The organism is Mesorhizobium sp. BHbdii, assembly GCF_053848045.1.
This window is the reverse complement of sequence record NZ_JBSPKX010000002.1, coordinates 298,475-320,452: the sequence shown is the minus strand read 5'-3', so window position 1 is coordinate 320,452 and position 21,978 is coordinate 298,475. Positions and strand designations below refer to the sequence as shown.

24 protein-coding genes and 1 pseudogene are annotated in these 21,978 nt (G+C 62.4%); 10 read left to right on the top strand and 15 right to left on the bottom strand.

The features are described 5' to 3' along the window. Positions 1 to 15: 15 nt before the first annotated feature. From ACWTU8_RS14255 to ACWTU8_RS14225, 7 genes and pseudogenes are all read right to left on the bottom strand, one after another. A complete protein-coding gene (locus ACWTU8_RS14255) occupies positions 16 to 1,293 on the bottom strand; it encodes an epoxide hydrolase family protein (protein ID WP_455848666.1) in 1,278 nt (425 codons plus the stop codon). Further along, on the bottom strand, positions 1,290 to 1,718 hold the full coding sequence (locus ACWTU8_RS14250) for a DUF6130 family protein (protein WP_455848665.1): 429 nt from the start codon (positions 1,716 to 1,718) through the stop codon (positions 1,290 to 1,292). The genes ACWTU8_RS14255 and ACWTU8_RS14250 overlap by 4 nt, the downstream gene beginning before the upstream one ends. An 89-nt stretch (positions 1,719 to 1,807) precedes the next feature. Then, on the bottom strand, positions 1,808 to 3,169 hold the full coding sequence (locus tag ACWTU8_RS14245) for an epoxide hydrolase family protein (protein WP_455848664.1): 1,362 nt from the start codon (positions 3,167 to 3,169) through the stop codon (positions 1,808 to 1,810). A 229-nt stretch (positions 3,170 to 3,398) separates the two neighbouring features. Then, the gene (locus ACWTU8_RS14240) at positions 3,399 to 3,785 is read right to left on the bottom strand and encodes a response regulator transcription factor (protein ID WP_455848663.1); all 387 of its coding nucleotides are present in this window, start codon (positions 3,783 to 3,785) and stop codon (positions 3,399 to 3,401) included. Between the two features lie 73 nt (positions 3,786 to 3,858). Next, on the bottom strand, positions 3,859 to 4,521 hold the full coding sequence (locus ACWTU8_RS14235) for a response regulator transcription factor (protein ID WP_455848662.1): 663 nt from the start codon (positions 4,519 to 4,521) through the stop codon (positions 3,859 to 3,861). Positions 4,522 to 4,534: 13 nt separating this feature from the next. Further along, a complete protein-coding gene (locus ACWTU8_RS14230) occupies positions 4,535 to 6,118 on the bottom strand; it encodes a sensor histidine kinase (protein WP_455848661.1) in 1,584 nt (527 codons plus the stop codon). Between the two features lie 679 nt (positions 6,119 to 6,797). After that, positions 6,798 to 6,984 (bottom strand): annotated as a pseudogene (locus ACWTU8_RS14225) (LysR substrate-binding domain-containing protein); the annotation flags it as partial. Positions 6,985 to 7,190: 206 nt separating this feature from the next. Here ACWTU8_RS14225 and ACWTU8_RS14220 point away from each other — a divergent pair. Continuing rightward, complete coding sequence (locus ACWTU8_RS14220) at positions 7,191 to 9,062, top strand: adenylate/guanylate cyclase domain-containing protein (protein ID WP_455848660.1); 1,872 nt, start codon at positions 7,191 to 7,193, stop codon at positions 9,060 to 9,062. 333 nt (positions 9,063 to 9,395) lie between these two features. Here the strand turns inward: ACWTU8_RS14220 and ACWTU8_RS14215 are convergent, their stop codons facing one another. Together ACWTU8_RS14215 and ACWTU8_RS14210 are read right to left on the bottom strand one after the other, a co-directional pair. Then, positions 9,396 to 9,818: a RidA family protein gene (locus ACWTU8_RS14215; protein WP_128342185.1), complete on the bottom strand. Its 423-nt coding sequence runs from the start codon at positions 9,816 to 9,818 to the stop codon at positions 9,396 to 9,398. Positions 9,819 to 9,948: 130 nt separating this feature from the next. Further along, positions 9,949 to 10,797, bottom strand: coding sequence for an SDR family oxidoreductase (locus ACWTU8_RS14210; RefSeq protein WP_455848659.1), 849 nt, complete (start codon positions 10,795 to 10,797; stop codon positions 9,949 to 9,951). A gap of 97 nt (positions 10,798 to 10,894) precedes the next feature. Here ACWTU8_RS14210 and ACWTU8_RS14205 point away from each other — a divergent pair, with 97 nt between their 5' ends. Next, positions 10,895 to 11,854, top strand: coding sequence for a LysR family transcriptional regulator (locus tag ACWTU8_RS14205; protein WP_455848658.1), 960 nt, complete (start codon positions 10,895 to 10,897; stop codon positions 11,852 to 11,854). Positions 11,855 to 11,929: 75 nt separating this feature from the next. Further along, positions 11,930 to 12,460, top strand: coding sequence for a dihydrofolate reductase family protein (locus ACWTU8_RS14200; RefSeq protein WP_287087084.1), 531 nt, complete (start codon positions 11,930 to 11,932; stop codon positions 12,458 to 12,460). A 47-nt stretch (positions 12,461 to 12,507) separates the two neighbouring features. On the opposite strand, the gene ACWTU8_RS14195 is transcribed toward ACWTU8_RS14200, so the two are convergent. Further along, the gene (locus tag ACWTU8_RS14195) at positions 12,508 to 13,245 is read right to left on the bottom strand and encodes an alpha/beta fold hydrolase (protein ID WP_455848657.1); all 738 of its coding nucleotides are present in this window, start codon (positions 13,243 to 13,245) and stop codon (positions 12,508 to 12,510) included. A 348-nt stretch (positions 13,246 to 13,593) separates the two neighbouring features. Beyond that, on the bottom strand, positions 13,594 to 13,776 hold the full coding sequence (locus ACWTU8_RS14190) for a DUF1127 domain-containing protein (RefSeq protein ID WP_029347328.1): 183 nt from the start codon (positions 13,774 to 13,776) through the stop codon (positions 13,594 to 13,596). A 196-nt stretch (positions 13,777 to 13,972) separates the two neighbouring features. Here ACWTU8_RS14190 and ACWTU8_RS14185 point away from each other — a divergent pair, with 196 nt between their 5' ends. After that, positions 13,973 to 15,490, top strand: a complete 1,518-nt coding sequence (locus ACWTU8_RS14185) for a winged helix-turn-helix domain-containing tetratricopeptide repeat protein (protein WP_455848656.1) — start codon at positions 13,973 to 13,975, stop codon at positions 15,488 to 15,490. Between the two features lie 105 nt (positions 15,491 to 15,595). Here the strand turns inward: ACWTU8_RS14185 and ACWTU8_RS14180 are convergent, their stop codons facing one another. Continuing rightward, entirely contained in the window at positions 15,596 to 15,988 is a 393-nt protein-coding gene (locus ACWTU8_RS14180) for a GFA family protein (RefSeq protein WP_455848655.1), read from the bottom strand. 146 nt (positions 15,989 to 16,134) lie between these two features. Here ACWTU8_RS14180 and ACWTU8_RS14175 point away from each other — a divergent pair, with 146 nt between their 5' ends. Together ACWTU8_RS14175 and ACWTU8_RS14170 are read left to right on the top strand one after the other, a co-directional pair. Further along, positions 16,135 to 16,737 carry an ArsR/SmtB family transcription factor gene (locus ACWTU8_RS14175; protein ID WP_455848654.1) on the top strand — a complete coding sequence of 201 codons (603 nt, stop codon included), beginning with the start codon at positions 16,135 to 16,137 and terminating at the stop codon, positions 16,735 to 16,737. Continuing rightward, positions 16,691 to 17,524: an SRPBCC family protein gene (locus ACWTU8_RS14170; RefSeq protein ID WP_455849059.1), complete on the top strand. Its 834-nt coding sequence runs from the start codon at positions 16,691 to 16,693 to the stop codon at positions 17,522 to 17,524. The genes ACWTU8_RS14175 and ACWTU8_RS14170 overlap by 47 nt, the downstream gene beginning before the upstream one ends. A 103-nt stretch (positions 17,525 to 17,627) precedes the next feature. On the opposite strand, the gene ACWTU8_RS14165 is transcribed toward ACWTU8_RS14170, so the two are convergent. After that, complete coding sequence (locus ACWTU8_RS14165; RefSeq protein WP_455848653.1) at positions 17,628 to 17,990, bottom strand: LysR substrate-binding domain-containing protein; 363 nt, start codon at positions 17,988 to 17,990, stop codon at positions 17,628 to 17,630. 42 nt (positions 17,991 to 18,032) lie between these two features. Continuing rightward, positions 18,033 to 18,455, bottom strand: coding sequence for a hypothetical protein (locus tag ACWTU8_RS14160; protein WP_455848652.1), 423 nt, complete (start codon positions 18,453 to 18,455; stop codon positions 18,033 to 18,035). Positions 18,456 to 18,547: 92 nt separating this feature from the next. On the opposite strand from ACWTU8_RS14160, the gene ACWTU8_RS14155 reads away from it, so the two are divergent. After that, entirely contained in the window at positions 18,548 to 18,982 is a 435-nt protein-coding gene (locus tag ACWTU8_RS14155) for a YybH family protein (protein ID WP_455849058.1), read from the top strand. A gap of 72 nt (positions 18,983 to 19,054) precedes the next feature. Here ACWTU8_RS14155 and ACWTU8_RS14150 read toward each other — a convergent pair whose 3' ends face one another. Next, positions 19,055 to 19,723, bottom strand: a complete 669-nt coding sequence (locus ACWTU8_RS14150) for an ArsR/SmtB family transcription factor (RefSeq protein WP_455848651.1) — start codon at positions 19,721 to 19,723, stop codon at positions 19,055 to 19,057. A gap of 72 nt (positions 19,724 to 19,795) precedes the next feature. Between ACWTU8_RS14150 and ACWTU8_RS14145 the strand changes: the two genes are divergently transcribed. From ACWTU8_RS14145 to ACWTU8_RS14135, 3 genes are all read left to right on the top strand, one after another. Then, positions 19,796 to 19,987: a hypothetical protein gene (locus tag ACWTU8_RS14145; protein WP_455848650.1), complete on the top strand. Its 192-nt coding sequence runs from the start codon at positions 19,796 to 19,798 to the stop codon at positions 19,985 to 19,987. A gap of 3 nt (positions 19,988 to 19,990) precedes the next feature. Continuing rightward, entirely contained in the window at positions 19,991 to 21,277 is a 1,287-nt protein-coding gene (locus tag ACWTU8_RS14140) for an MFS transporter (protein ID WP_455848649.1), read from the top strand. Between the two features lie 187 nt (positions 21,278 to 21,464). Next, complete coding sequence (locus ACWTU8_RS14135) at positions 21,465 to 21,920, top strand: EF-hand domain-containing protein (protein ID WP_455848648.1); 456 nt, start codon at positions 21,465 to 21,467, stop codon at positions 21,918 to 21,920. Positions 21,921 to 21,978 lie beyond the last annotated feature (58 nt).

The following is a 21,978-nucleotide window of genomic DNA, read 5'->3' as shown; positions in this document are numbered from 1 at the left end:
CGCCTGGTACGCGCCTCAGAAATCTTGTCGGAGCGGTCGGAACGCCGCGCGCAACTCGGCGGAAAACAGTTCGGGCTGCTCCCAGGCGGCGAAGTGGCCGCCCTTGTCGACCTCATGAAAGTAAATCAGGTTTGGATAGGCGCGCCGGGCCCATGTCTCCGGCGCGCGATAGCTCTCCCCCGGAAACACGGTGATCGCCACCGGAAGCGATATCTCGGAGGTCATCTCCGGGCCTGCAAAGGCAGGACTGCGTCCGCCGTACTCCCAGTAAATTCGCCCTGACGAGGTTGCGGTGTCCGTCAGCCAGTAGAGTGTAATGTCGTCCAGCACCTCATCGGGCGATTTTTCGGGATCGCTGCTGTCGTAGGTCCAATGCGAGAAGCCAGGGTGCCCGAGCATCCACGCCGCGAGCCCGGCGGGGGAGTCATTGATAGCGTAACCGACCGTCTGCGGGCGCGTGCCCATCATCACCGCGTACGATCTGTTCCCCATTTTTGCGCCTGCGCTGAAGGCGTCGAATGCCACGCGTTCCTTTTCGCTCAGTCCCGCAGGCGCTGGCCCGCCGGCGGCGAGCACCGCGGCAATCTCGGGTGGCACGATCGCCGGCAGATTGATGTGGATGCCGAGCAATCCTGCTGGCGCCTGGCGCGCCATCGCGCTCGAAACGGGAGAGCCCCAGTCGCCGCCCTGGGCGACGTAGCTTGTGTAGCCGAGGCGTCTCATCAGCTCGGCCCAGGCTTGCGCGATGCGGTCGGGGCCCCAACCGGTGTCCGTCGGCTTGCCAGAGAAGCCGAAGCCCGGCATCGACGGCAGGACAAGATCGAATGCATCCTCCGAGCGCCCGCCATGCGCGGTGGGATCCGTGAGCGGGCCGACGGTCTTGAGCAGTTCGAGCACCGAGCCCGGCCAGCCATGCGTCATGATCAGCGGCATGGCGTTCGCATGACGCGAGCGGACGTGAATGAAGTGAATGTCCACGCCATCGATCGTTGTCAGGAATTGAGGCAGGGCGTTGAGCTTGGCCTCGGCCTTTCGCCAGTCGTAGCCGGTGCCCCAGTATGCGACGAGCGGCTTGAGTTTCGCGAGTTGGATGCCTTGGGACTGGTCATCGACCGTCTCGCGATCCGGCCACCGTGTTTCGGTGATGCGCCCACGAAGGTCCTCGAGCGCCGCTTGCGGGATGCTGACGGTGAAGGGCCGGATCGAGCGATCTTCGGCCGCACTGGCGTTGGCCAAGGCGGAAAAGATGCAAAGCCCGAATGCCAGCACGGTCGCCAACTTGTGGAGCTTCATGGCTGAATCTCCTTGCCCGGCGAGTGGAAGGTCACCGTTTGCTTGGTGAAGACGTTGCCTTCGGCGTCCACCACCTCGATTAGGACCTTGTGCTGACCGCGCGGCATGCCCACCAGGATGATGGTGTCGCTCTGACCGTAATCCGCCCACGCCCAGGGCAGGTCGTCGACGGTGAGGTGCAGGTGCCCGACCCGCGGAGACACGCTACGCGCGGCCGGCCCACCGACAGGCAGGATGCGCAGGTTCTCCACCCGGTACGGGATGAACACCACGCCCCCGGCCAACGGACCCGGAAGCGGCGGCTCCACGATCAGCTTGGGCGCGGGCTCGTTGTCGACGGGCACGACCGTGCTCTGGGCGAACGCACCCGTGGCGAACACGGTGCAAGCCGCGAGTGCGGTGAGCGTCTGGATGAGGAGGTTCATTGCATTCTCTCCTTTGGAGATGCGCTACGGGGTTAATCGCCAGGCGGAGGGTGACGCGCACGTCCGGCGCGCCATCCCCGCTCAACACTTCACACCGTCCGTAGGGTCTTGAACGATGCACGCACGTCGTCGGTGAAGTACTTCGGCTGTTCCCATGCCGCGAAGTGGCAGCCCTTGGGCGGGCGGCCGTAATGCAGGAGCTTCGGGAACGCGCGCTCGGTCCAACTCTTCGGCGCGGTGTAGATCTCGCTGGGGTTCGCGCTCACGCCGACGGGAATGGTGATGCCTTTGGCGTCAAAAAAGCCCGCCTTCGCGGTTTGCCGGTGTTCCCAATAGAGGCGGGCCGACGAGATGGCCGTGTTGGTCAGCCAATAGAGCGTGATGTTATCGAGGATGTCGTCGCGGGTAAGGCCCTCCGGCTCCCCATCGAAGGAGCGGGCTATCAGTGCATAACTGTCCGCATCGTGATCGAGAATCCATGACGCCAGGCCGGCCGGTGAATCGACGAGCCCGTAAAGCGTCTGCGGACGAAGCGCCATCTCGTTGGCATAGCCCAGGCCGAACTTGTAGAAGAACGCGACCTGTTCGTAAGCGCGCTTTTCGTCGGACCCGAGATCGGCGGGAGGCGGACTGCCAGCGGCAAGCGCCTTCACAATCTCGGGCGGAATGGTCGCGGGCATATTGGTGTGGATGGCGATCAGCTCGGGAGGCGCCATCAGAGCCATCTGTTCGGTGATGAGGGCCCCCCAGTCGCCACCCTGCGCGACAAACCGGGTGTAGCCGAGGCGCTTCATCAGCACGGTCCACGCTTTCGCGATGCGCACCGGGTCCCAGCCGGGTTGCGTCGGTTTGGCGGAAAAGCCGTAGCCCGGCATCGACGGGATCACCACGTCGAAGGCATCGGCCGCGGTTCCACCATGCTCCGTAGGGTTCGTGAGCGGATCGACGACCTTTAGCAGCTCGATGACGGAACCGGGCCAGCCGTGCGTGATGATGACCGGCAACGCACCCTGATGCTTGGACTTCACGTGGATGAAGTGGATGTCGAGGCCGTCGATCTCGGTGATGAAATGCGGCAGCGACTTCAGATGCGCCTCGCACTTGCTCCAATCGTATTCGGTTCCCCAGTACTGGATGAGCTTCTGCATTGTGGAGAGTTGCACGCCTTGTGTGTCGCCTGCCGCCAACGTCGCCGAAGTCCGCCGGGAAGCTGCCTCGGTCACCAGCTCCCGCTCGGGCCAGCGCGTGGCAGCGATACGGCGGCGTAGCTCGTCGATCTCCTCCTGCGGGAAGCTGACGGTGAAAAGGCGGATTGAATTGGCTTCGGCCGCGGCCGCCGGCTGAGACGATGTGAAGTTGAACGCGGCAGCGCCTGCCGAAGTGGCAAGCAATACGGTGGCCGATGTGGCAAGAAAGTCGCGCCGATTTGGCGCCGGTGATGCCGTGGACATGATCAGTCTCCTTCGTTGCGCGGTGCCATTAGAGTGGTTGAACACTTTTGTTGTGCTCTCACTTCAGCGCGTGCTCCATCGGACGTAGGTTGGTCGTGACCGCGTGTTCGTTTATGGCCGTCATACCTAGGTTTATAGGCCCCTACGGGCCCGGGCGTCCTCGGATGCGCTTCGACGATTGGACTTTGCGGTCTGCCGAGCCTGATCGCGCCCAGCGATCAGCGACGCACTAGTCGCTCTCACCAGCATTGTTTTTCAATGCAACGTCCAGGCAGCGAGACAGCGTGTCGCCGTCAAAAGGCTTGCTCAAAAAGCAGACGGCGCCTCGAACCAACGCTTGAGCGTGCGCCTTTTCATCGGGAAAGGCCGTGATGAAAATGATGGGAGTGTGATGTCCACGCGTGCGCAAAATGTCGTGCAACTCGATTCCGCTCATCTCCGGCATCTGGATGTCTGAAATCAGACACGAGGTTTGAGCCAGTTGTTCCGAATGCAAGAACGCACGTGCGGATGGGAAAGCGTGGGCGACAAACCCAAGCGACCGTACAAGACTCGTAGTTCCGCTTCGAATGGATTCATCATCGTCGACGATCGAAATAACGGGGGTGTCTGGCAAGCGATTGGCCCATCAATGCGCACCGACAATGGTACGAGTCGGCTGTGTTCGAAAGTCATACATAGATATGAGGCTACGAGGACATTTCCCGGCCGATACCGAGTGCTTCGGCCATTTTGACCAGGTCCGCGAGCGATTTCGCGCGCATCTTCTTCATCGCGTGGCCGCGATGAATCTTAACCGTAATCTCGCTGAGGCCGATGTGAGCGGCGATCTGTTTGTTCATTAAGCCGGTAGCGACCAGCGCCATCACCTCCTGCTCGCGCGACGTCAGGCTGTCGAACAGGCTCTTTAAATCGAGCCGTGTGCGATCGGCATCCAGCCTGGCCCGGTCGCGGGTGATCGCGGCGGTGACGGCATCCAACATATCCTGGTCGCGAAACGGCTTGGTAATGAAGTCGACGGCGCCGGCTTTCATCGCCCGTACGGACATGGGAACATCGCCATGTGCAGTGATGAAGATGATGGGAATATGGACATCGGCCTTGGTCAACTCGGCATGAAGCTCGAAGCCGCTTAACCCGGGTAGGCGAACATCGAGAACCAGGCAGCTCGGAATCGGAGGCAGCTTGCTTTGCATGAGTTCGTTCGCCGAACGGAATAGTTCGGCGCGCAAACCGACCGAGCGGAATAACAGGCCGAGCGAGTCGCGGATACCGGCGTCGTCGTCGATCACATAGACAGCAGGCTCGACCTCTGTCGTCGGCTGTAAACTGTTCGGTGCGACTTTGATCACAGACGGATCCTCGTCATGCAGAGACAGAGCGAATTGCGCTAAAATAAAATATTGCACCCTGGGGCGTGTTCGGGGCCGCCCACAACCGACCGTCGTGGGCTTCGACGATCGATCTGCAGATCGACAGGCCCATCCCCATGCCGTCGGGCTTTGTCGTGAAGAGCGGGTTGAATATTCGATCCACGTCTTGCGGACCAATTCCTGTTCCGGTGTCCGCAACCGAAACCGTTACGTGGCCATCGTCATGCAACTTGGATTTCACGGACAGCACCCGCGCCCCGCCGACCGCGGCCATGGAATCGATGGCGTTCGTGATCAGGTTTACAAGCAACTGCTGTAGCTGGATTCGATCGCCTATTACCCGCGGCAGACGTTCATCCAGCTCGGCTTCGACCATTATCCGGTGTTTCGCCAGACCCTCTCGCACCAGGGCGAGTGTTTCCCCGATAAGGCTGTTAAGGTCGAGCGGAGCTCGCTTGCGGTCTTCTTTCTTGAAGATCGTTCTAATTCCATCGATCACCGCTGCCGCGCGATGACCACCGGCGATAATCTGCTTGAATGCCTCCTTTGCTTCCTCCAGATCGGGCATCGAGCGACCGAGAAAGCGCAGGCCGGCATCGGCGCTCGTTATCATGCCAGATAAAGGTTGTTTGACTTCATGCGCAACCGTGGCAGCGACTGCGTCGCCGGTTACCAGTCGCGCCTCGCGCTCGTGACGCTGGCCACGGACCGCTCCGAGAAGCCGCGTATAAAGGGTCGTTATCTCGTGAAGCAGAACCATAAGAACGAGACCGCTGGACAGAACTCCGAAGATGCGGACGGTATACCAGCCAAGGCTGAAGCGAGCCGGATCGGGGTAATAGCTTAAAGGCATCTCTATCGTGAATAAGAGCATCACGACCATCAACCAAAGATCGAGCATTGAGTGTCGCCGGATCCAGAGCACGACCATCGCGGCGATACTTAGCAGCGCGACGGGCGCGCCCACATAGGGCCACACCGGGCTAAGGCGAGTGGAATCGAGGGTCACGCGCGGCAACAACGCTTCGCCCGCTATGAAAAAAAACGACGCCAACAAGACCATAACTGCGGTCAGGGCGACACTGAGGATAATCTCCGCACGCACGGTACCCTGCCAAAATCGTTTGCTGGGGTTCGAGCCCTTTGAGAGGGCATAGCCTATGACGAATAGGGGAAAGCCAGCGTGCTGGAAAAAGTAGATCCATGATGTGCTCTGCATGCCGCCCACCAGGCCGCCCTTTGGCGTGAACAGACCTGGAAACGCCAGGACAAACGGGATTAGCATGAGCGCTGTAAAGAGATATCCGCTTGCAATCAGGAGCGTGGCACGTGAGCGCAAGATGGAAAACTGAGTGTACAGGAGGATTGCGGTGATCGAATCGTTCACGAACATCGCTGTCGCATAGGCCGGGACGAAGGCGTCGACCCGGCTCAGATGGATGCCCGAGAGCGGACCAACAGCGATCAACACAGAGACGACCAACAAGCCTAGCACAAAAACAAGAGCGAGCTGTTTCTGCGTCCGACTTGGCGGCAAGCTCGAGAGGACGAAAAAATCGTCCTCCGGGACTGTCACGGCTGTTCTCTCCATAGAATTACTCATCGCAGCTGCTGCAGCGCGCGGCACGAAAGTCATGACGCTTGGAATGTCACAAAGCTATTTTGCCTGAACTCACCGCCACTCTACCACTCGGGCTGCCGGGCAACAACGAACGAGGAAGGCGGCACCGGCGGTGATCGAACTTCCTGCCAACGACCCGATCTCGAACGTGCATCTTCCCGATCGGCGATTGGGTCGTGGCCCGTCAAAACCGAGCAGCGGCGGGCTGCCCTGCTACTCGTTTGGCTTTGTGCCCTGATCAACTCGAGTCCGTAGGTCCGTAGGCTCGCGCGCCAAAGATTCGTCAGCACGTGCCAATGACAGCAATGGGTCCGGCTCCGGCCGCTCGGACTTGATCGCCTAACGACTGCTTCTGGCACAAGCACGCCATTTATGAACGGCAACAGAATGCTGGCCGGACTGAAAAAAGCCGATGCGAAGCTCGAGACTTCCGAAGATCTATCAAAGGCAGGGATTTCTTAAGCTACTGATTTTAAGCACAATTTAAACACTGATAACTACGAATCTGGGGGTCCGGAGTTCGAATCTCGTCCGGCGCGCCAATTGGAATGTACATCCCAACCTAGTTAAATGGCACAAACCAAATTGCGATGAAGGGTGAAGCAGCGGTGAACTTGTTGTTGGCCCTGCCGAGCTATCCTCGCCAGCGGAGCGCTTCGACCAGGAGAGCGAACGCGGGGGAATTCTGGCGGCGGCCTGGATAATAGAGATAATAGCGGGCACCAGTCCTCCAGCACCTGCTGAAGCCGTCCTTCAGCAAGGAAGGGGCGCAGCGGGTGGTCGGGCAGGCAGGCAAGGCCCAGGCCGTTCAATGCGGCGTCGCCCTCCGCCAGTGCGGCGACGGACGGCGCCGGACGAAGCAGATGATGGCTGACGAAGGTCAGAACGGTATAGGCCACAATCGTCACGCATTTGTGAGCTGTGTTGATAGTCTATCCGGGATTATGGGTCTAATCTTGGGCCGTGCGTCGCCTTAAGTGTCAGTGGTAACAGTCCGTGGATGGCCCGCCGCTCAGGAATAATGCTGATGGAACGCAAGCTCGCGGCAATCCTGGCCGCCGATATCGTCGGCTACAGCCTGCTGATGGCTGAAAACGAGGCTTCCACCTACGCGAAGCTGCGCGCTGTTTTTGATGAGCTCATTGACCCGACCATTGCCCGCCATGGCGGGCGCATCGTCAAGACGACGGGAGACGGCTTTCTCGCCATGTTTCCCAGCGTCAACGAAGCGGTTGATGCGGCGCTGGCCATACAGGAAGGTTTCGACAAGGGCCCGTTCGAGCTGCGCATCGGCATCAATCTTGGCGATGTCATCGAAGATGACGGTGACGTATACGGCGATGGCGTCAATGTGGCCGCGCGTCTTGAGGCCATGTGCGATCCTGGGCAGATATTCGTCAGCGGCGCCGTGGTGATGGCTGCCGACCGCAACAGCGCTGACAGGTTCGTCCGCATCGGCCGCAGGCGGGCCAAGAACATTCCCGAACTTCTCAACGTCTACCGCGTAAGGCGTGCGGGCTCTCCGTGGTCGCCATGGCGGCAGGTGCCGCAGGTGCTGCGCAGCACCGCCGCCCGCTGGTCTTATGGCGCGGCCGCCATAGCCCTCATCCTCATCGGCACCCAAATCCAGCCGCTCTCCCTGGCAGCCATGGTCAGCCGCATCCCGGCGGCCTTGTCGATGGACCAGAGCCGCGCCGACCCCAGGCCGTCAGTGGCGGTCGTGCCTTTTGCCGCGATGAGCGGCAGCGGCGAGCAATCGTATTTCGCGGACGGACTGACCGAGGATGTGACGACAGCCCTTGCCCGCAATTCAGAGCTGCAGGTAATCGCGCGCGATTCCACCTACGCCGTGCACGGGCAGGATACGGACGTGCGCAAGCTCGGGGCGAAGCTCGGCGTTGATTATGTGGTTGAAGGCAGCGCCCGCCGTGAAGGCGACCAGCTTCGCGTGTCGGCGCAGCTGATCGATGTAAAGACAGGCGCGCATCTGTGGTCGCGCAGTTTTGACCGGCAGGTCGCCGACGTGTTCACCGTCCAGAGCGAGCTGACCACCGAAATCGTCGCGCAGATCGCGCCCTATATCGGCAGGAGCGAGGCGGCGGCGGCAGCGGAGCGCCCGACCGACAATCTGCAGGCCTATGACCTCGTGCTGCAGGCCCGCAACCGCTACCGGCACGGCGCCAATGACCCGCAGGACATTCTGGAAGCGCGGAGCCTCTACCAGCGCGCCGTTGAAATGGACCCGTCCTATGCGGCCGCCCGCGCAGGCCTCGCGCTGACCTATATCGCCAGCGTGGCGCAGAGCGGTGACGGCCGGGCAAACGCCCCGGAGCTCCATCTTGGGCTTAGCGAAGCTCGGCAGGCGGTCCGTCTCGACCCCAATCTTGGCCTTGGCTATCAGGTCATCAGCTTCGGGCTTGCCGTCCAGGGCGACTATTCAGGCGGCTTGCAGGCCGCACGGCGCGCTGTGGAGCTCAACCCTAACGATCCCGACAGCATGATGGCGCTTGCAAAGGCGCAGGTTCGCTTCGGGGAATATGATGATGCCGTCGCCAACGCAGAGCGGGCCCGCCGCCTTCATCCTATGGCGCCCGAGTATTATGCCTATGTGCACGGGCAGGCGCTCTACGCGGCTGACCGCCGCGATGAGGCTTCCGCTGTCATAGAGGAATGCCTGATCCGGGCGCCGCGCGATGCAAACTGCCTTCTGATTCAGGCCGCTTTGCAGGGCGGGGGCGGAGAGGTCGAGGCAGCCCAGCAGACGATGGCAAAGCTGATCGAGGCGCATCCGGAATTCTCGCTGGAAGCAGAGCGCGCCTACCGCCGGTTCGGTGACAGGCCGCTGATGGAAGAGTTCCTGCAGGACCTCGCAAAGGCCAAAGCTCCTGAAACCGCCTGAAAGTTTTTACGGAGCGACTTCAATCAAATAATGATGCCCAGTTTCATCCTTTCCGGCGGGCCAATTTTGTCATTTCCACCACACCAGCACCGAAATTGCCGCCCATTTGCCGCTGGAACTACGTCCGCGCGAGGAGCGCGGAATAGCCAGAGGCGAGAAAGCGTAGTAACGGCGGTGATCGGAATCGTTTTGCGGCCGAATGACGTATTTTGGCCCAAGGCAAAGCTCGCATATTCATCGTTGGACGGACATCGCGAGCCCGTGCTGGGGCGCGCCGCGCTGCCGTTTCCGTCGTCGGATGCAATCGCCAATACAGAACTGCAGGGCGAGCGATCAGCGCTTGTCCGCTGGATGACTGCTGGTCGTCGAAGGGATGCGGGCGATGACCTTGATCTCGAACTCGAAGCCGGCAAGCCAATTGACGCCCACTGCCGTCCAGTTCGGGTAGGGAGGTGCGCCGATCTCTTCCGCCCGGACGGCTAGCACCGTTTCGATCTGTTCGTCCGGGTTTGTGTGGAAGGTGGTGACGTCGACGACGTCGTCGAAGCTGCACCCGGCGGCGGCCAAGACCGCGCGCAGATTGGCGAAGGCCCGCCGAACCTGATCCTCGAATACCGGCTCGGGCGAGCCGTCCTCACGGCTCCCGACCTGACCCGACACAAAGAGAAGATCGCCGGAGCGAATGGCCGCGGAATATCGATGAATATCGTATAACGCGTGGCGTTTGGCCGGATAGATGGCGTCACGTGCAGGCATTTCGTGTTCCTTTCTGTCTTGATAGCGGGAGCGGACCGGCAGCGGGCCGGAGCCGGGGGAATCTATCGGGATCAACGGGCGGAGCTGCACGACGGTGCCATGCAGCTGTGGATCGGCGGGACAGGGTGGGTCATAGCCGCGCCAGCTCCTCGTCGGTGAAATCCGCCGCGACGGCGATGTCCTTCTGCCGGTCGAGCTCCTCGATGCGCCCGCCGAGAGCCTTGCGGATGCCGGCATAGGCCTCGGCACCGAGCACCAGCCGCTTCGGAAGCGGACCATTCTGATCGGCAAGCCTGATCATTGCGTCCGTCATGCCCTCGGGGTTGCCCTTGATCACCCAAGAGCCACGGAGCGCCTCGCGGATCTGACCGGCGGGTGTTCCCTCATAGGCCGCGAGCGGCTTGGTCCGCGCGAGATTGCCGCCGAACCCGGTCCGCACCGGCCCAGGTTCCACAAGGGTGAACTCGATGCCGAAGGGAGCAGCCTCCTGCGCCACGGACTCGACGAACCCCTCGATACCCCACTTGGTCGCGTGATAGAGGCTGAAAGCCGGATAGGCGATCTGGCCTCCCTCGCTCGACACCTGTAGAATCCGGCCGCCACCCTGGCTGCGCAGATGCGGCAACACCGCCCGGATGAGTGCGATCGAGCCGATGAGATTGGTGTCGATGATGTCCCGAACCTGCACATCGCCAGCCTCTTCCGCCGCGCCGAGCAGGCCATACCCAGCATTGCTGACGACGATGTCGATCCGACCGGATGCGGCGAAAGCGCGGTCGACCGCGGCGCGGACCGAGCTCTGGTCCTTGAGGTCCACTGCGACGATGCGGAGCCGTTCTGGGTAGCGTGCACGCAGGTCGGGAAGTGCGTCCTCGCTGCGGCTGGCACCGCCGACGCGGTCCCCCCTGATCAGGGCCTTCTCCGCCAGCAGCCGGCCTAGACCGGATGACACACCCGTTATGAGCCAGGTCTTTGCCATTTCCCATATCTCCAATTGATGCAGGCACGAGATAGGGCAATCGCATTGCGCGCACTAGCCGTTGAAATCGGCATGAGATGATGCAAAATCCCCATCAATGCCCCGCCCGTCGCTCAACGATCTCACCGCCTTCGTGGCCGTTGCCACACACCGCAGCTTCCGCCGCGCAGCGGACGAGATCGGCACGGCACCTTCCACATTGAGCCATGCGATGCGTGCGCTCGAGGAACGCATGGGGGTGCGCCTTCTGAACCGCACCACACGCAGCGTCTCGCCGACAGAAGCCGGGTTCCGGTTGCTCGATCGCCTTCAGCCGGCGCTCGCCTCGCTGGACGAGGCGCTCGACAGCGTCGCGGGGTTCCGGGGCAATGTCGCGGGCACGGTCCGCATCAACGCACCGCGATTGGTGGCCGGGCTTCTCGTTCGCTGGGTTCTTCCGCAGATGGCGGCGCGCCATCCGGACGTGACCGTGGACATCGTCGTCGAGGGGCGGCTCATCGATATCGTGTCCAGTGGGTTCGATGCCGGCGTGCGCCTCCTCGGATCGGTCCCCAAGGACATGATCGCCGTGCCGTTTGCACGCCCGTTGACGTTCATCTGTGTCGCCTCGCCCGGCTATCTCGATCGCTTCGGCGACCCGGGAACGCCCGAGGAATTGCAACGCCACCACTGCATCGGCCATCGTATGCCCAGCGGCAAATTCTATCGATGGGAGTTCGAACGCGCCGGCCAGGAACTCGTGATCGACGCAAACGGCTCCATCGTCCTCGATGACGAGGAACTGATGGCCGAAGCCGCAATCGAGGGTCTGGGCATCGCCTATGTGGCGGATTGGGCCGCCGAAGGGGCCATATCCGATGGCCGGCTGCGTAGGGTCCTGACCGCATGGATGCCCGCTCCGGAAGGGGTCGCGGTCTACTATCCCGGACACCGAACCGTGCCGCCGGCACTACGGGCTTTTCTCGATGTCGTGAAGGACGTGCGAAAGAAAGAACCTCAGCTGGATCAAAGAAGCAGCAATCCGGGCAATTGTAGTGCAGAAGGAGGTCCGGCATGATTTCTCGCTTCTGCAACCGATTGCATAACGCAATCAGAACCGCGCGGATGTGCCGCGCAAGGAAAGGAGGTGGGTATGGCTAAGCTCGTGTTCGGAATGAACCAGTCCCTGGACGGCTACGTCGACCATATGGCATTTGCGCCAAGCCGCACACTCTTCCGCCACTTCATCGAGGAGGCTCAGGGGCAGGCGGGCAGTGTGTATGGTCGCCAAATGTATGAGGTCATGCGTTACTGGGACGACGATCATCCTGAATGGGATGCAGAGCGACACGCCTTCGCGGCGGCGTGGCGGAACCAACCGAAATGGGTCGTCTCGCGCTCGTTGAAGTCGGTTGGCCCCAACGCCACGCTTGTTGAGGATGATCTCGAGGGCGCAATCCGCGAGCTGAAGGCCGAGCGCGACGGGGAGATCGAAGTTGCTGGCCCGGACTTGGCGCAAAGCCTCACCGAACTTGGCCTGATCGATGAGTATCGAATCTACCTGCACCCCGTCGTGCTTGGTCGCGGCAAGCCATATTTCGCCGGACCCCGGCCGCCGCTCCGCCTTATGACTAATGACCGGATCGGCGAGGATGTGATCAGGTTGACCTACGTCCCTGCTTAATCTCGCGACTCGCCGGATGGAAATCGCCGCTGAAGTCTGGTTTGGGCCTAAAGCGACGGGAATTGCGTGAGTCTCTTCTGTGTTCGCCTGATGAAGTCCATCATGAGGGAGAGTGCTGGTTCGGCATGCGTCTCGAGCAGGAAATGCCCGCCGTCGAAAATATGAGCCTCCATACGTGGCAGATCCTGCATCCAAGACAGCGTTTCGGCGATATCGAAATAGGGCTGGTGACGGCCCCACAGCATGAGCGCCGGCGGTTGCCATTTCTTGAGATAGCCGGCGATCGCATCGAAACGCGCGGCGTGGTTCTTATAATCGGCGATGGGCGCGCGGTGGGTCTCCATGCGGCCGGGAAGAGTCATCACCCTCCAGTCCTCGACCCAGGGTTCGCCTTTGATCGTGGCGGCGACCTCCTCCGGCAGACCGCCCGTATATTGCTCGCGCGTGAATTCAAAGGTCAGGTCGGGGGTTGCGGCCGCTTCGTTCTCTTTGGTCGGTTCTGACCAGAACTTCAATGCGGCGTCCCAAAGGGGCCGGAAGCCGGTACGATGTGCGTTTGCGTTCTGGATGATGGGGCCCGAAACCAGATCGGGCGCTTGCATGGCGATCTGAAGGCCCACAGCGGTGCCCCAGTCATGCACGTAGATGAAGCGACGCCCGATCACGAGGTGGGCAAGCAACTCGGAAATTGCCTCGCTGATCCCGGCGAAAGAGGGTGTCGGCGGAACGTCGGACTGGCCATGGCCCGGGAGGTCGGGCGCGATCACATAGGCGACGCGCGCCAAGCCAGGAATTACGTCGCGAAATGTTCGCGATGAGCTCGGGAAGCCGTGCAGGGGAGCAAAGCGGGGTTGGATGGACCGCCCGCAGTGACGTAAGCAAGCTCGGTTCCACCGGAGAGACGCCTTCGTCGTTGGGCGGGCGGGCTCATGGCAAGATTCCGTTTTGCTGTCTAGAACTGGAGTTCAACTCAAACGAGCGGCGCGAGTTCCCGACATTGCCGAAGAGCGTCGGCCGGTCTTCTCATGGTCGGGCTGTCCGCGCGGCGACCGGCCTGGGCGAGTACTGTTCTGAGGTGCTTTTGGCGCACCAAGGACGAGGATGACGCTATCACCGCCTTGAGCCGACGGGGATTATCGCCGCCAGAACGGCTTGGCGATCTCTGCCTCGACCTGCCGTCTCGTCAGACCGATATCGTCGATCAAATGAGGATTGTCCTTCGACATTTGCTCCAGTTCCCAGCGAAAGCGCTTCCGCTCGTCCCAGGCCGCGACAATGCTTCGCAGGGTCGCCAGGCTGTAGTGCCGACGCGACATTTCCGCTGGCGCCACGGGCGTTCCCGGCCGCGCTGCCTGATGCCGGACCGATGCAAGAGCATCGTTCATAGCAACCTCCATATGGTTTGAAGGTCCGGGGACCCTCGACCTGAAAGAGGCTGAATTCTGCAGGATACGAACAATGTCGTAATTAAGCTCTCCCAAATAGTTCTCAAAACTTCCAAACGGGCTATAAATGCGCCGCATGCAGGGATCGCGCTTTGCCTTTGGTCCGTTCGTGCTTGATTCCGGTGCGGGAACGCTGCTTCGCAACGATGTTCCCGTTGCCGTTGGCTACCGCGGGCTAAAGCTACTTGCGGCGCTCGTTGGACGGCCCGGGGAAATCCTTGAGAAGGCCGAGTTGATGGACGCGGCGTGGCCGGGCACCGCCGTCGAGGAAGGCAATCTCACCGTCCAGATCGCGCAGCTGCGCAAGCTGCTTGGTCCGGCCGGGGACGGCGGCGAATGGATCGCCACGGTTCCGCGCGTCGGCTACCGCTTCACTGGGGCCGTCGAACAGCTCGGTGGCGCGAAGCGAAAGCCTTTGCCGCTGCCCGATAAACCATCGATAGCCGTGCTGCCCTTCGTCAATCTCAGCAACGATCCCGAGCAGGAATCCTTCGCGGATGGGTTGACCGAAGATCTGATCACCGACCTGTCCAGGATCTCCGGCCTGTTCGTCATCGCACGCAACTCGGCCTTTGCCTACAAAGGAAAGGCGATGGCCGTGCGCGAGATCGCTGAGGACCTTGGCGTGCGCTATCTGCTGGAGGGGAGCGCAAGACGCGCTGCAGGGCGCGTGCGCATCAACGCCCAGCTGGTCGACGCGGTGAGTGGCGACCATCTATGGGCGGAACGCTTCGATCGCAGCCTGGAAGACATCTTTGCCGTTCAGGACGAGGTCACCGGCAAGATCGTGGAGGCGTTGCTCGGCCGGCTGCGCGGACCGCCGCCGCGCAACCGGCCCAAAAATCTCGAGGCTTACGGTCTCTGCGTGCGGGCGCGCAAGCTGATGGATGATTCGCCGCAGACGGCGCGCGAAGCGCATCTGATGCTCACCCGCGCGGTTTCGCTCGATCCGGAATATGCCGAGGCCTATCGCTGGCTTGCCATAAACCACTGGATGGGATGGGTGCATTCCGGCGGACCAACCGGAACATCCCGTAGGGTTGCTTTGGAACTGGCGCGCAAAGCCGTGGCGATCGACCCCAACGATGCCGGCTGCCGCTGGGTTTTGGCTTACCTGCTTGCCTATGAGCACAGCTTCGCCGAGGCGGATGCGGAATTCGCCAAGGCGATCGAGCTGGACCCGAACGAGGCCGATGCCTGGGCGGCATTATCCGACATCGCGGTCCTGGCCGGACGGGTCGAGGAGGGGCTTGAGCACATTCGCAAGGCATTCCGGCTGAACCCGTTTCCGGCAAGTTGGTACTATCTGGCGCTCGGCCAGGCGCAATATGCGGCCGGCGCATACGAAGCCGCTGTCGAGACACTGCGCAGGGACGAGACTTATCGTACGAGCTCGCGCCGTTTCCTGGCGGCAAGCCTTGCCCAATTGGGCCGGCTCGACGAGGCGCGCGCAGAGGTCGAACTGTTCCTCGTTGGCAACCCGCATTTCACAACCCGCCACTGGGCCACGACGGAGCCATTCCGCGACGCTGCGACGCTCGAGCATTTCGTTGATGGCTTCCGCAAGGCCGGTCTTCCGGAGTGACGCGCCGGCGTGACCGAAGGCGCTGCCCTCAAGCAGCTGGTTCGAGATGTCGATCAAAGCATACATCTCTGTCTCGTAACGGCGCCTTTGCAGCGTTCGTGCGACCTATTCCTCAAAGCGACTCGTGGCGTCACGATCACGCTCGTATCGTCTCGTGAGCGGAAACGGCGGCAACCAGGACTCGCGACGGATGATCCAGCTTTCGTATGTCGGCATCAGTTGGTCAGGGGCATCCAGGGATCCCAGGTTCACTTCGATTTCGTCTGCGGTACGACCGAAAATTGTCGAGCCGCAGCGGGGACAGAAAAACCGCCCGGCGTAGTCGCGCGTCTCGCCTTCGACCGTCACCGCATCCTGGGGGAACACCGCGGAAGCGTGGAAAAGGGCCCCATGATGCTTGCGGCAGTCGAGACAATGACAAATGCCGACCCGGTATGGGAGTTCCGACGCCACAATTCGGACGTTGCCGCACAGGCAACCGCCAGTGAATCGGTCCATGCTGCATCTCCTCCAAAATCAAGCGGTCGGAATGGCTACAACGAACGGCACTGTCATCGCAATTGCCCCGCTGCGGGTGGGGACGCGTCGTCTTCCGTAGCGGGCCTCGCCCACCCTTGCCGCCCTCTTGTCAATGTGAGGGCTGCATGCTCGATATCGAGGTCATAGATCGGTCGAGCGCGGCCGCCGCCGCGTTGGAGCCGGTCCGGAGTCAGCTCCTCTCGGAACTGCGGGAGCCCGCCTCGGCCGCTGCCCTCGCCACACGCCTCGGTCTCAAGCGGCAGAAAATCAATTACCATCTGCATGCTCTGGAGGAGCACGGGCTTGTCCCAGTTGCAGACACGCGCAAGTGGGGTGGCTTGACCGAGCGGCTCATGGTGGCGAGCGCCACAAGCTATGTCGTCTCGACGAGCGCGCTGGGTCCGGTCGGCGCCGATCCGGACCGCACCGCCGACCGCCTGTCGGCAAGCTACCTCATCGCGCTCGGCGCTCGGCTGGTGCGGGAGATCGGGGCCCTCCAGCGCGCCGCCACGGATGCCGGCAAGCACCTGGCGACCTTGGCGACCGAAATCCGCTTCCGCTCCGCCGCCGACCGCGCCTCGTTCACGCGTGAACTGGCTGAGGCCATCACCACGCTGGCGGCACGCTATCACGACGAAACAGCGCCGCAGGGACGGTCCCATCGCCTTGTCGTGACGGCGCATCCTTCACCAGCCAATCCGCAAGGAAAGGACGTTCAATGCCAGTAAAAAAGATTCCGCCGGCAATCGCTCGGTCGAGGCGCAAGTGGATGTCCCCGGTACACCGGAGGACGTCTGGAACGCGATCGCAACGGGACCTGGAATATCTCAATGGTTCGTGCCGAGCGAACTCGAAGGCCGCATCGGAGGAACCACCGTTTCGCATTTCGCTGCCGATGGAAGCATGGATTCGGTCGCCACCATCACGGCTTGGGAGCCGCCCAAGCGGTTTGTCGCAGAAGCACCGGGTCAGTCGGGAACGGTAGCGACGGAATGGACCGTCGAGGCGAAGTCCGGCGGGCTTTGCACCGTTCGCGTTGTCCATCGGTGGTTCGCGACTTCTGATGATTGGGATGATCAGTTCGAAGGCCACAGCTACGGATGGATCGCCTTCTTCCGCCTGCTCCGCCTCTACCTCACGCACTTTCGCGGGCAGCACGGCTCGGCTTTTCAGCTCTTGTTCCGGTCCTCTCAACCTTTAGCCGATGCATGGCGAAAGCTGGTTGAACCCTTGGGCCTGGCGAATGCGACTGAACAACGGCGCGTGGCTTCGGACACGCAGGCATTCGAGGGCGTCGTCGAACGAACAGGGCCGCAGGACCATCCCGAGCTGGTGGTCCGGCTGGACCAGCCCGCGCCGGGCTTCGCGCACCTCTTCGCCTTGCCGATGGGCGGGATGACATTCCTGTCCGTGCGGTTTTTCCTCTTTGGCGACGATGCAGCGAGCGTTGCAAAACGGGAGGAGCCAAGGTGGCGAACCTGGCTTGAAAAGCACTTTCCAACTCCGAGCGAGTAGCGCTCCAGCGGAAACGTAGTTGTCAGTTTCATCAACGCTGCGCGGCATTAAATCTACCCTAAAGCGCACCCGCCATGGAGCCGACGAAGCTTCCGAGCTATGATTACCGTCTTAGTGCGGGCAGGCCGCTGTGGTGCTTTTGCGCAGTATGCTCCACTCCTGCAAGCAGATCGAAGAGCCATGCCACACCCGCATCCATCATCGCGACCTTGGGAGCGACGGCGTTGAGCCGGAAGCCGGGCAACGGCAACGGGGCATCGAGGCTCAGGACGCCGAAACGCGCCGCATGCATGGTAACGAACCGCCGCGGCAGGGCCGAGATGAGATCGGTCTCGGCGATGACCGCAAGCGCGAACATGAAGTTGGGAACAGTCAACGCGATCCGTCTTGCCCGGCCTTGCTTGGCCAGCTGTTCATCCACGAAGCCATAGGGATCGCCACTGTGCGAGACCACCAGATGCTGCATGTCGCAGTATCGCTCCAGGGTCGGATCACGCGCGAACGGATGTTAAAGGCGCATGGCAATTACAAAGTCTTCTTCGTAGATGCAGCGCTTTTCGAAGCGAGGCGGGATGTCATCGGACGGAATGATCGCGATATTGATGGCGTGCGCCTCGAGATCGACAATCGCGCTTCGCCACACGCGGGCCGGAGAGGGCAAGAGCTGACGCACGCCGATGTCGATGCGTCGCGCAATCCGGCTGAGTTTGGCGAGAAGCGGGCGCAGGATCACGGCTGAGACACCGTCCGGCGCGCCGATTGCGAACCGGCGCACCGCCGTGGCGGGGTTGAAGGGTGCGGCAGTCGCCATGACGCTGCGCACGCGCGCCAGAATATCGGCGATCGGCGCGGCCAGTTCCGTCGCACGCGCCGTCGGCACGACGCCCTTGGGGGTTCTTAGGAACAGCGGACCATTGAGGAGCCGGCGCAACCGGCCGCCCGTGACTGACAGCCGATGGAGTCAGATTAAGCCGGTCCGCAGCCCGGCCCACGAGCGACTCTGCCGTTGCCCATCAGGTCTCCATCGCCGACGAGGAGATTGCGACGCTCATCAGGCAGACCGCCGAAGCCAACGCGGCGCTGATGCGCGGCGACATCGCCCGATACCGTGCGTTGATTGCGCTCACCGATGACTTCACGCTTATGTCGCCTTTCGGCGGAAAGCCGACACGCGGCGTGGAGATGACAAGCGAACGCTGGGAGGCAATGGGGCGTTTCTTCAAGAACGGCACGCTGGAACAAGAGTTGGTCCAAGCCTATGCCGCGGCCGACATGGTGGTTCTCGCGGTCATCGAGCGCGGCCGCGGCGAAGTCGGCGGTCTGCCGGCCCAGGACTGGCCGCTGCGCGTCACCTTGGTCTATCGCAGCGAAGGATCCGAATGGCGGCTCGCGCACCGGCACGCTGACCCGCTCGCTCGGGGTATCAGCCTGGAGCAGGCGGCCGCGCTGGCCCGCTGACCCGCCGCTGAGGGTCCACGCCAGACCAACGTTGCAATCTCCCAACGCTCTGACAGCTTCGCGCGTTCTGTTTCAGGCTGCCGTTTCGACCGGTAGGCCGGCGGCCTTCCATTCGGGATAGCCGTCCTCGAGCCGACGGACGAGGTAGCCCCGCTCCCGCAAGGCGGCGACCGCTTCGAACGACAGAACGCAATAAGGGCCGCGGCAATAGGCGATCACTTCCCGATCCGCCGGTAGCTCGCCCAAGCGACGCTCCAGCTCCGCCAGCGGGATGTTGAGGGCGCCTGGAAGATGCCCAACCCCAAATTCATCCTCGGGCCGCACGTCGAGAACCGTGACCCTGCCGTCATGCAGCCTCGAGACGAGGTCGTCTCGCGACACCGGTTCCATCGCATCGCGAGCCCGGAAGTAGTCGGCCATGACGCGGCCGATTTCGGCCACGTTTCGCTCGCCGACGCGGCCGAGCGCCTTGATCAGCGCCACCACCTCGGCATCGCCGGCGAGGCTATAGAGTACGTGCTTGCCGCGGCGCTGCGTCTCGACGAGGCGCGCCCGCCGCAGGATCTGCAGGTGGCGCGACGTGTTGGCGAAGCTCAGATGGGCTCGCGCGGCGAGGTCCTCGACGCTGCGCACCCCTTGCGCGAGATGCTCCAGAAGCTCGAGCCGATGCGGATGGCCGAGCGCCTGGGCCACTTCGGCAAGGCTCGCGTAGATCGCCTGTTTCGGTCCGGTGCTTGACACGGCTTCTCCTCAGTGAAACATTCAGCGGAATGATTGAATGTTCTAGCCCTTCGTAGCGAGGCGCGCAAGACCATGATCCTCCGCCAGTTTCTTCACACCGATCCAGCCGGCGTCTCGTACCTGTTCGGTTGCCACAACGAGGCCCTCCTGATCGAGGTCGAGGGCGCGCTCATCCGCTTCATGCTCGCCGAGATTCCGCCGGTACCGCCCGAGGCCGCGGCACTCCGGGCCGCCAATTTCGGCTTGGCTGCGGCGGCGGCCTGACCCATGGAGGAAGCGGCATCGGTTCCAGGCAATACGGGTTCATCCGTCAGGCTCGGCCTCCGGGAGAACTGGCCGCAATTCGCGCTGCTCGTCGTGATCAACGCCTTTGTCGGCGGCATGGTCGGGATAGAACGGACGGTCGTGCCGCTGATCGGATCGGAGGAGTTCCACGTCACATCGACGACGCTCATCGTCTCCTTCATCGTCAGCTTCGGCGTCGTCAAGGCCCTCGCCAATCTGGTCTCGGGCCAGCTTGCCGACGCGTGGGGCCGCAAGCGCGTGCTCGTTTTGGGATGGCTGGTCGGCCTGCCGGTGCCGTTCATGATCATCTGGGCGCCGACCTGGGAATGGGTGATTGCGGCCAACGCATTGCTCGGCATCAACCAGGGGCTCGCCTGGTCGATGACCGTGATCATGAAAGTCGATCTCGTCGGGCCGAAATCGCGCGGCCTTGCCGTCGGCCTCAACGAGTTCGCCGGCTATCTCGCCGTCGGGGTGACGGCGTTCCTCACTGGCTATCTGGCCGCGCAATACGGACTTCGGCCAGTGCCGATCTATCTCGGCATCGGCTATGCCGTCCTCGGTGCCGCACTGTCGATCCTGCTCGTGCGCGACACGCGCGACCACGTTCGGCTGGAGGCTTCATCCCACGCGCAGCAGGCCGCGCCGATCAGCTTTCGTGAGGTCTTCGCGCTCACCTCGTTCGGGGATCGCAACCTGTTCGCCGCCTCGCAGGCCGGTCTCGTCAACAATCTCAACGACGGCATGAGCTGGGGCATTTTCCCATTGTTCTTCGCTTCCTTCGGTCTCGGTGTCGAGCCCATCGGCATCCTCAAGGCAATCTATCCCGCGACATGGGGTATCTTGCAGATCGCCACGGGTTCCCTGAGCGATCGCTGGGGGCGCAAAGGCCTGATCGTCGCCGGCATGTGGGTTCAGGCCGCCGGTCTGTTTCTCACCGCGGCGACGCACCGGTTCGAGTGGTGGATCGTCGGCAGCCTTCTGCTCGGCCTCGGCACGGCAATGGTCTACCCGAGCTTGATCGCAGCCGTGTCCGATGCCTCGCATCCGACCTGGCGCGCCCGCTCACTCAGCGTCTATCGGTTCTGGCGGGATCTCGGCTACGCGATCGGTGCGCTCTGCGCCGGCCTCATCGCCGACAGCTTCGGGCTGCCATCGGCGATCGCATCGATCGCCGCACTGACGTTTCTCTCAGGGGTAGTCGTCGCAGTCGTGATGAGCGATGTCTCGCGCTCGTCTACAGATCCGTCCTCAAGGGAGGCAACATGACAGCGGCAGATCGCTGCCCGAGCAATTGATCCGGCGCAAATTCGCCACGCCTTTGGCTTACATTGAAGTTTGACCGCGACCGGCGGTTTGCCGGCAGTAGGGAAAGAGCTGAAAGCATCTCCGGCCGCAGAGCCGCCAGCGCCTTGGGACGAGCTCTGCCGAGCCCCATGAGAGGAAGGAGGATATTATGACGTTGATTGCACTGATGCGCGCGGCCGCGCTCGCCGCCACTGTCGCCGCCGGCGTGACGGCTACAGCCGCCGCGCAAACAACCGCAGCGGATCCGCATCATACGACGGTCGCGCAGGCGCCGTCTCCCGAGCCTGGAGGTATGGCGGGACAAGACCAAGGTGCACAGCCCGCTCAACCCGGCATGATGCCTCCCGGCATGATGGGCCAGGGCATGGGCCACGGCATGATGGGCGGCGGGATGATGCAGCCCGGCATGATGGGCGCAATGCCGATGATGCGCATGCGCGGGCACATGATGAAGATCATGTTCGCCATTGCCGACACGAACGGCGACAGCGCGCTTTCCTTCGAAGAGATCACCGCCATCCATAAGCGGATCTTCGATAAGGTCGACGCGAACAAGGACGGCAAAGTGACAACCGAAGAGGTTCAGGCATTCATGCGGGAATAGCCGCGCGCAAGCTAATTGCCGGGCACGACGGCCTCCGCGCGGCCGCGACGCTCGCCGC

What these genes read in the sequence shown, in the direction of transcription:
- ACWTU8_RS14255 (WP_455848666.1), bottom strand. Translation starts at nt 1,293, where the DNA reads ATGAAGCTCCACAAGTTGGCGACCGTGCTGGCATTCGGGCTTTGCATC.
- ACWTU8_RS14250 (WP_455848665.1), bottom strand. Translation starts at nt 1,718, where the DNA reads ATGAACCTCCTCATCCAGACGCTCACCGCACTCGCGGCTTGCACCGTG.
- ACWTU8_RS14245 (WP_455848664.1), bottom strand. Translation starts at nt 3,169, where the DNA reads ATGTCCACGGCATCACCGGCGCCAAATCGGCGCGACTTTCTTGCCACA.
- ACWTU8_RS14220 (WP_455848660.1), top strand. Translation starts at nt 7,191, where the DNA reads ATGGAACGCAAGCTCGCGGCAATCCTGGCCGCCGATATCGTCGGCTAC.
- ACWTU8_RS14215 (WP_128342185.1), bottom strand. Translation starts at nt 9,818, where the DNA reads ATGCCTGCACGTGACGCCATCTATCCGGCCAAACGCCACGCGTTATAC.
- ACWTU8_RS14210 (WP_455848659.1), bottom strand. Translation starts at nt 10,797, where the DNA reads ATGGCAAAGACCTGGCTCATAACGGGTGTGTCATCCGGTCTAGGCCGG.
- ACWTU8_RS14205 (WP_455848658.1), top strand. Translation starts at nt 10,895, where the DNA reads ATGCCCCGCCCGTCGCTCAACGATCTCACCGCCTTCGTGGCCGTTGCC.
- ACWTU8_RS14200 (WP_287087084.1), top strand. Translation starts at nt 11,930, where the DNA reads ATGGCTAAGCTCGTGTTCGGAATGAACCAGTCCCTGGACGGCTACGTC.
- ACWTU8_RS14190 (WP_029347328.1), bottom strand. Translation starts at nt 13,776, where the DNA reads ATGTCGCGTCGGCACTACAGCCTGGCGACCCTGCGAAGCATTGTCGCG.
- ACWTU8_RS14185 (WP_455848656.1), top strand. Translation starts at nt 13,973, where the DNA reads ATGCGCCGCATGCAGGGATCGCGCTTTGCCTTTGGTCCGTTCGTGCTT.
- ACWTU8_RS14180 (WP_455848655.1), bottom strand. Translation starts at nt 15,988, where the DNA reads ATGGACCGATTCACTGGCGGTTGCCTGTGCGGCAACGTCCGAATTGTG.
- ACWTU8_RS14175 (WP_455848654.1), top strand. Translation starts at nt 16,135, where the DNA reads ATGCTCGATATCGAGGTCATAGATCGGTCGAGCGCGGCCGCCGCCGCG.
- ACWTU8_RS14165 (WP_455848653.1), bottom strand. Translation starts at nt 17,990, where the DNA reads ATGCAGCATCTGGTGGTCTCGCACAGTGGCGATCCCTATGGCTTCGTG.
- ACWTU8_RS14145 (WP_455848650.1), top strand. Translation starts at nt 19,796, where the DNA reads ATGATCCTCCGCCAGTTTCTTCACACCGATCCAGCCGGCGTCTCGTAC.
- ACWTU8_RS14140 (WP_455848649.1), top strand. Translation starts at nt 19,991, where the DNA reads ATGGAGGAAGCGGCATCGGTTCCAGGCAATACGGGTTCATCCGTCAGG.
- ACWTU8_RS14135 (WP_455848648.1), top strand. Translation starts at nt 21,465, where the DNA reads ATGACGTTGATTGCACTGATGCGCGCGGCCGCGCTCGCCGCCACTGTC.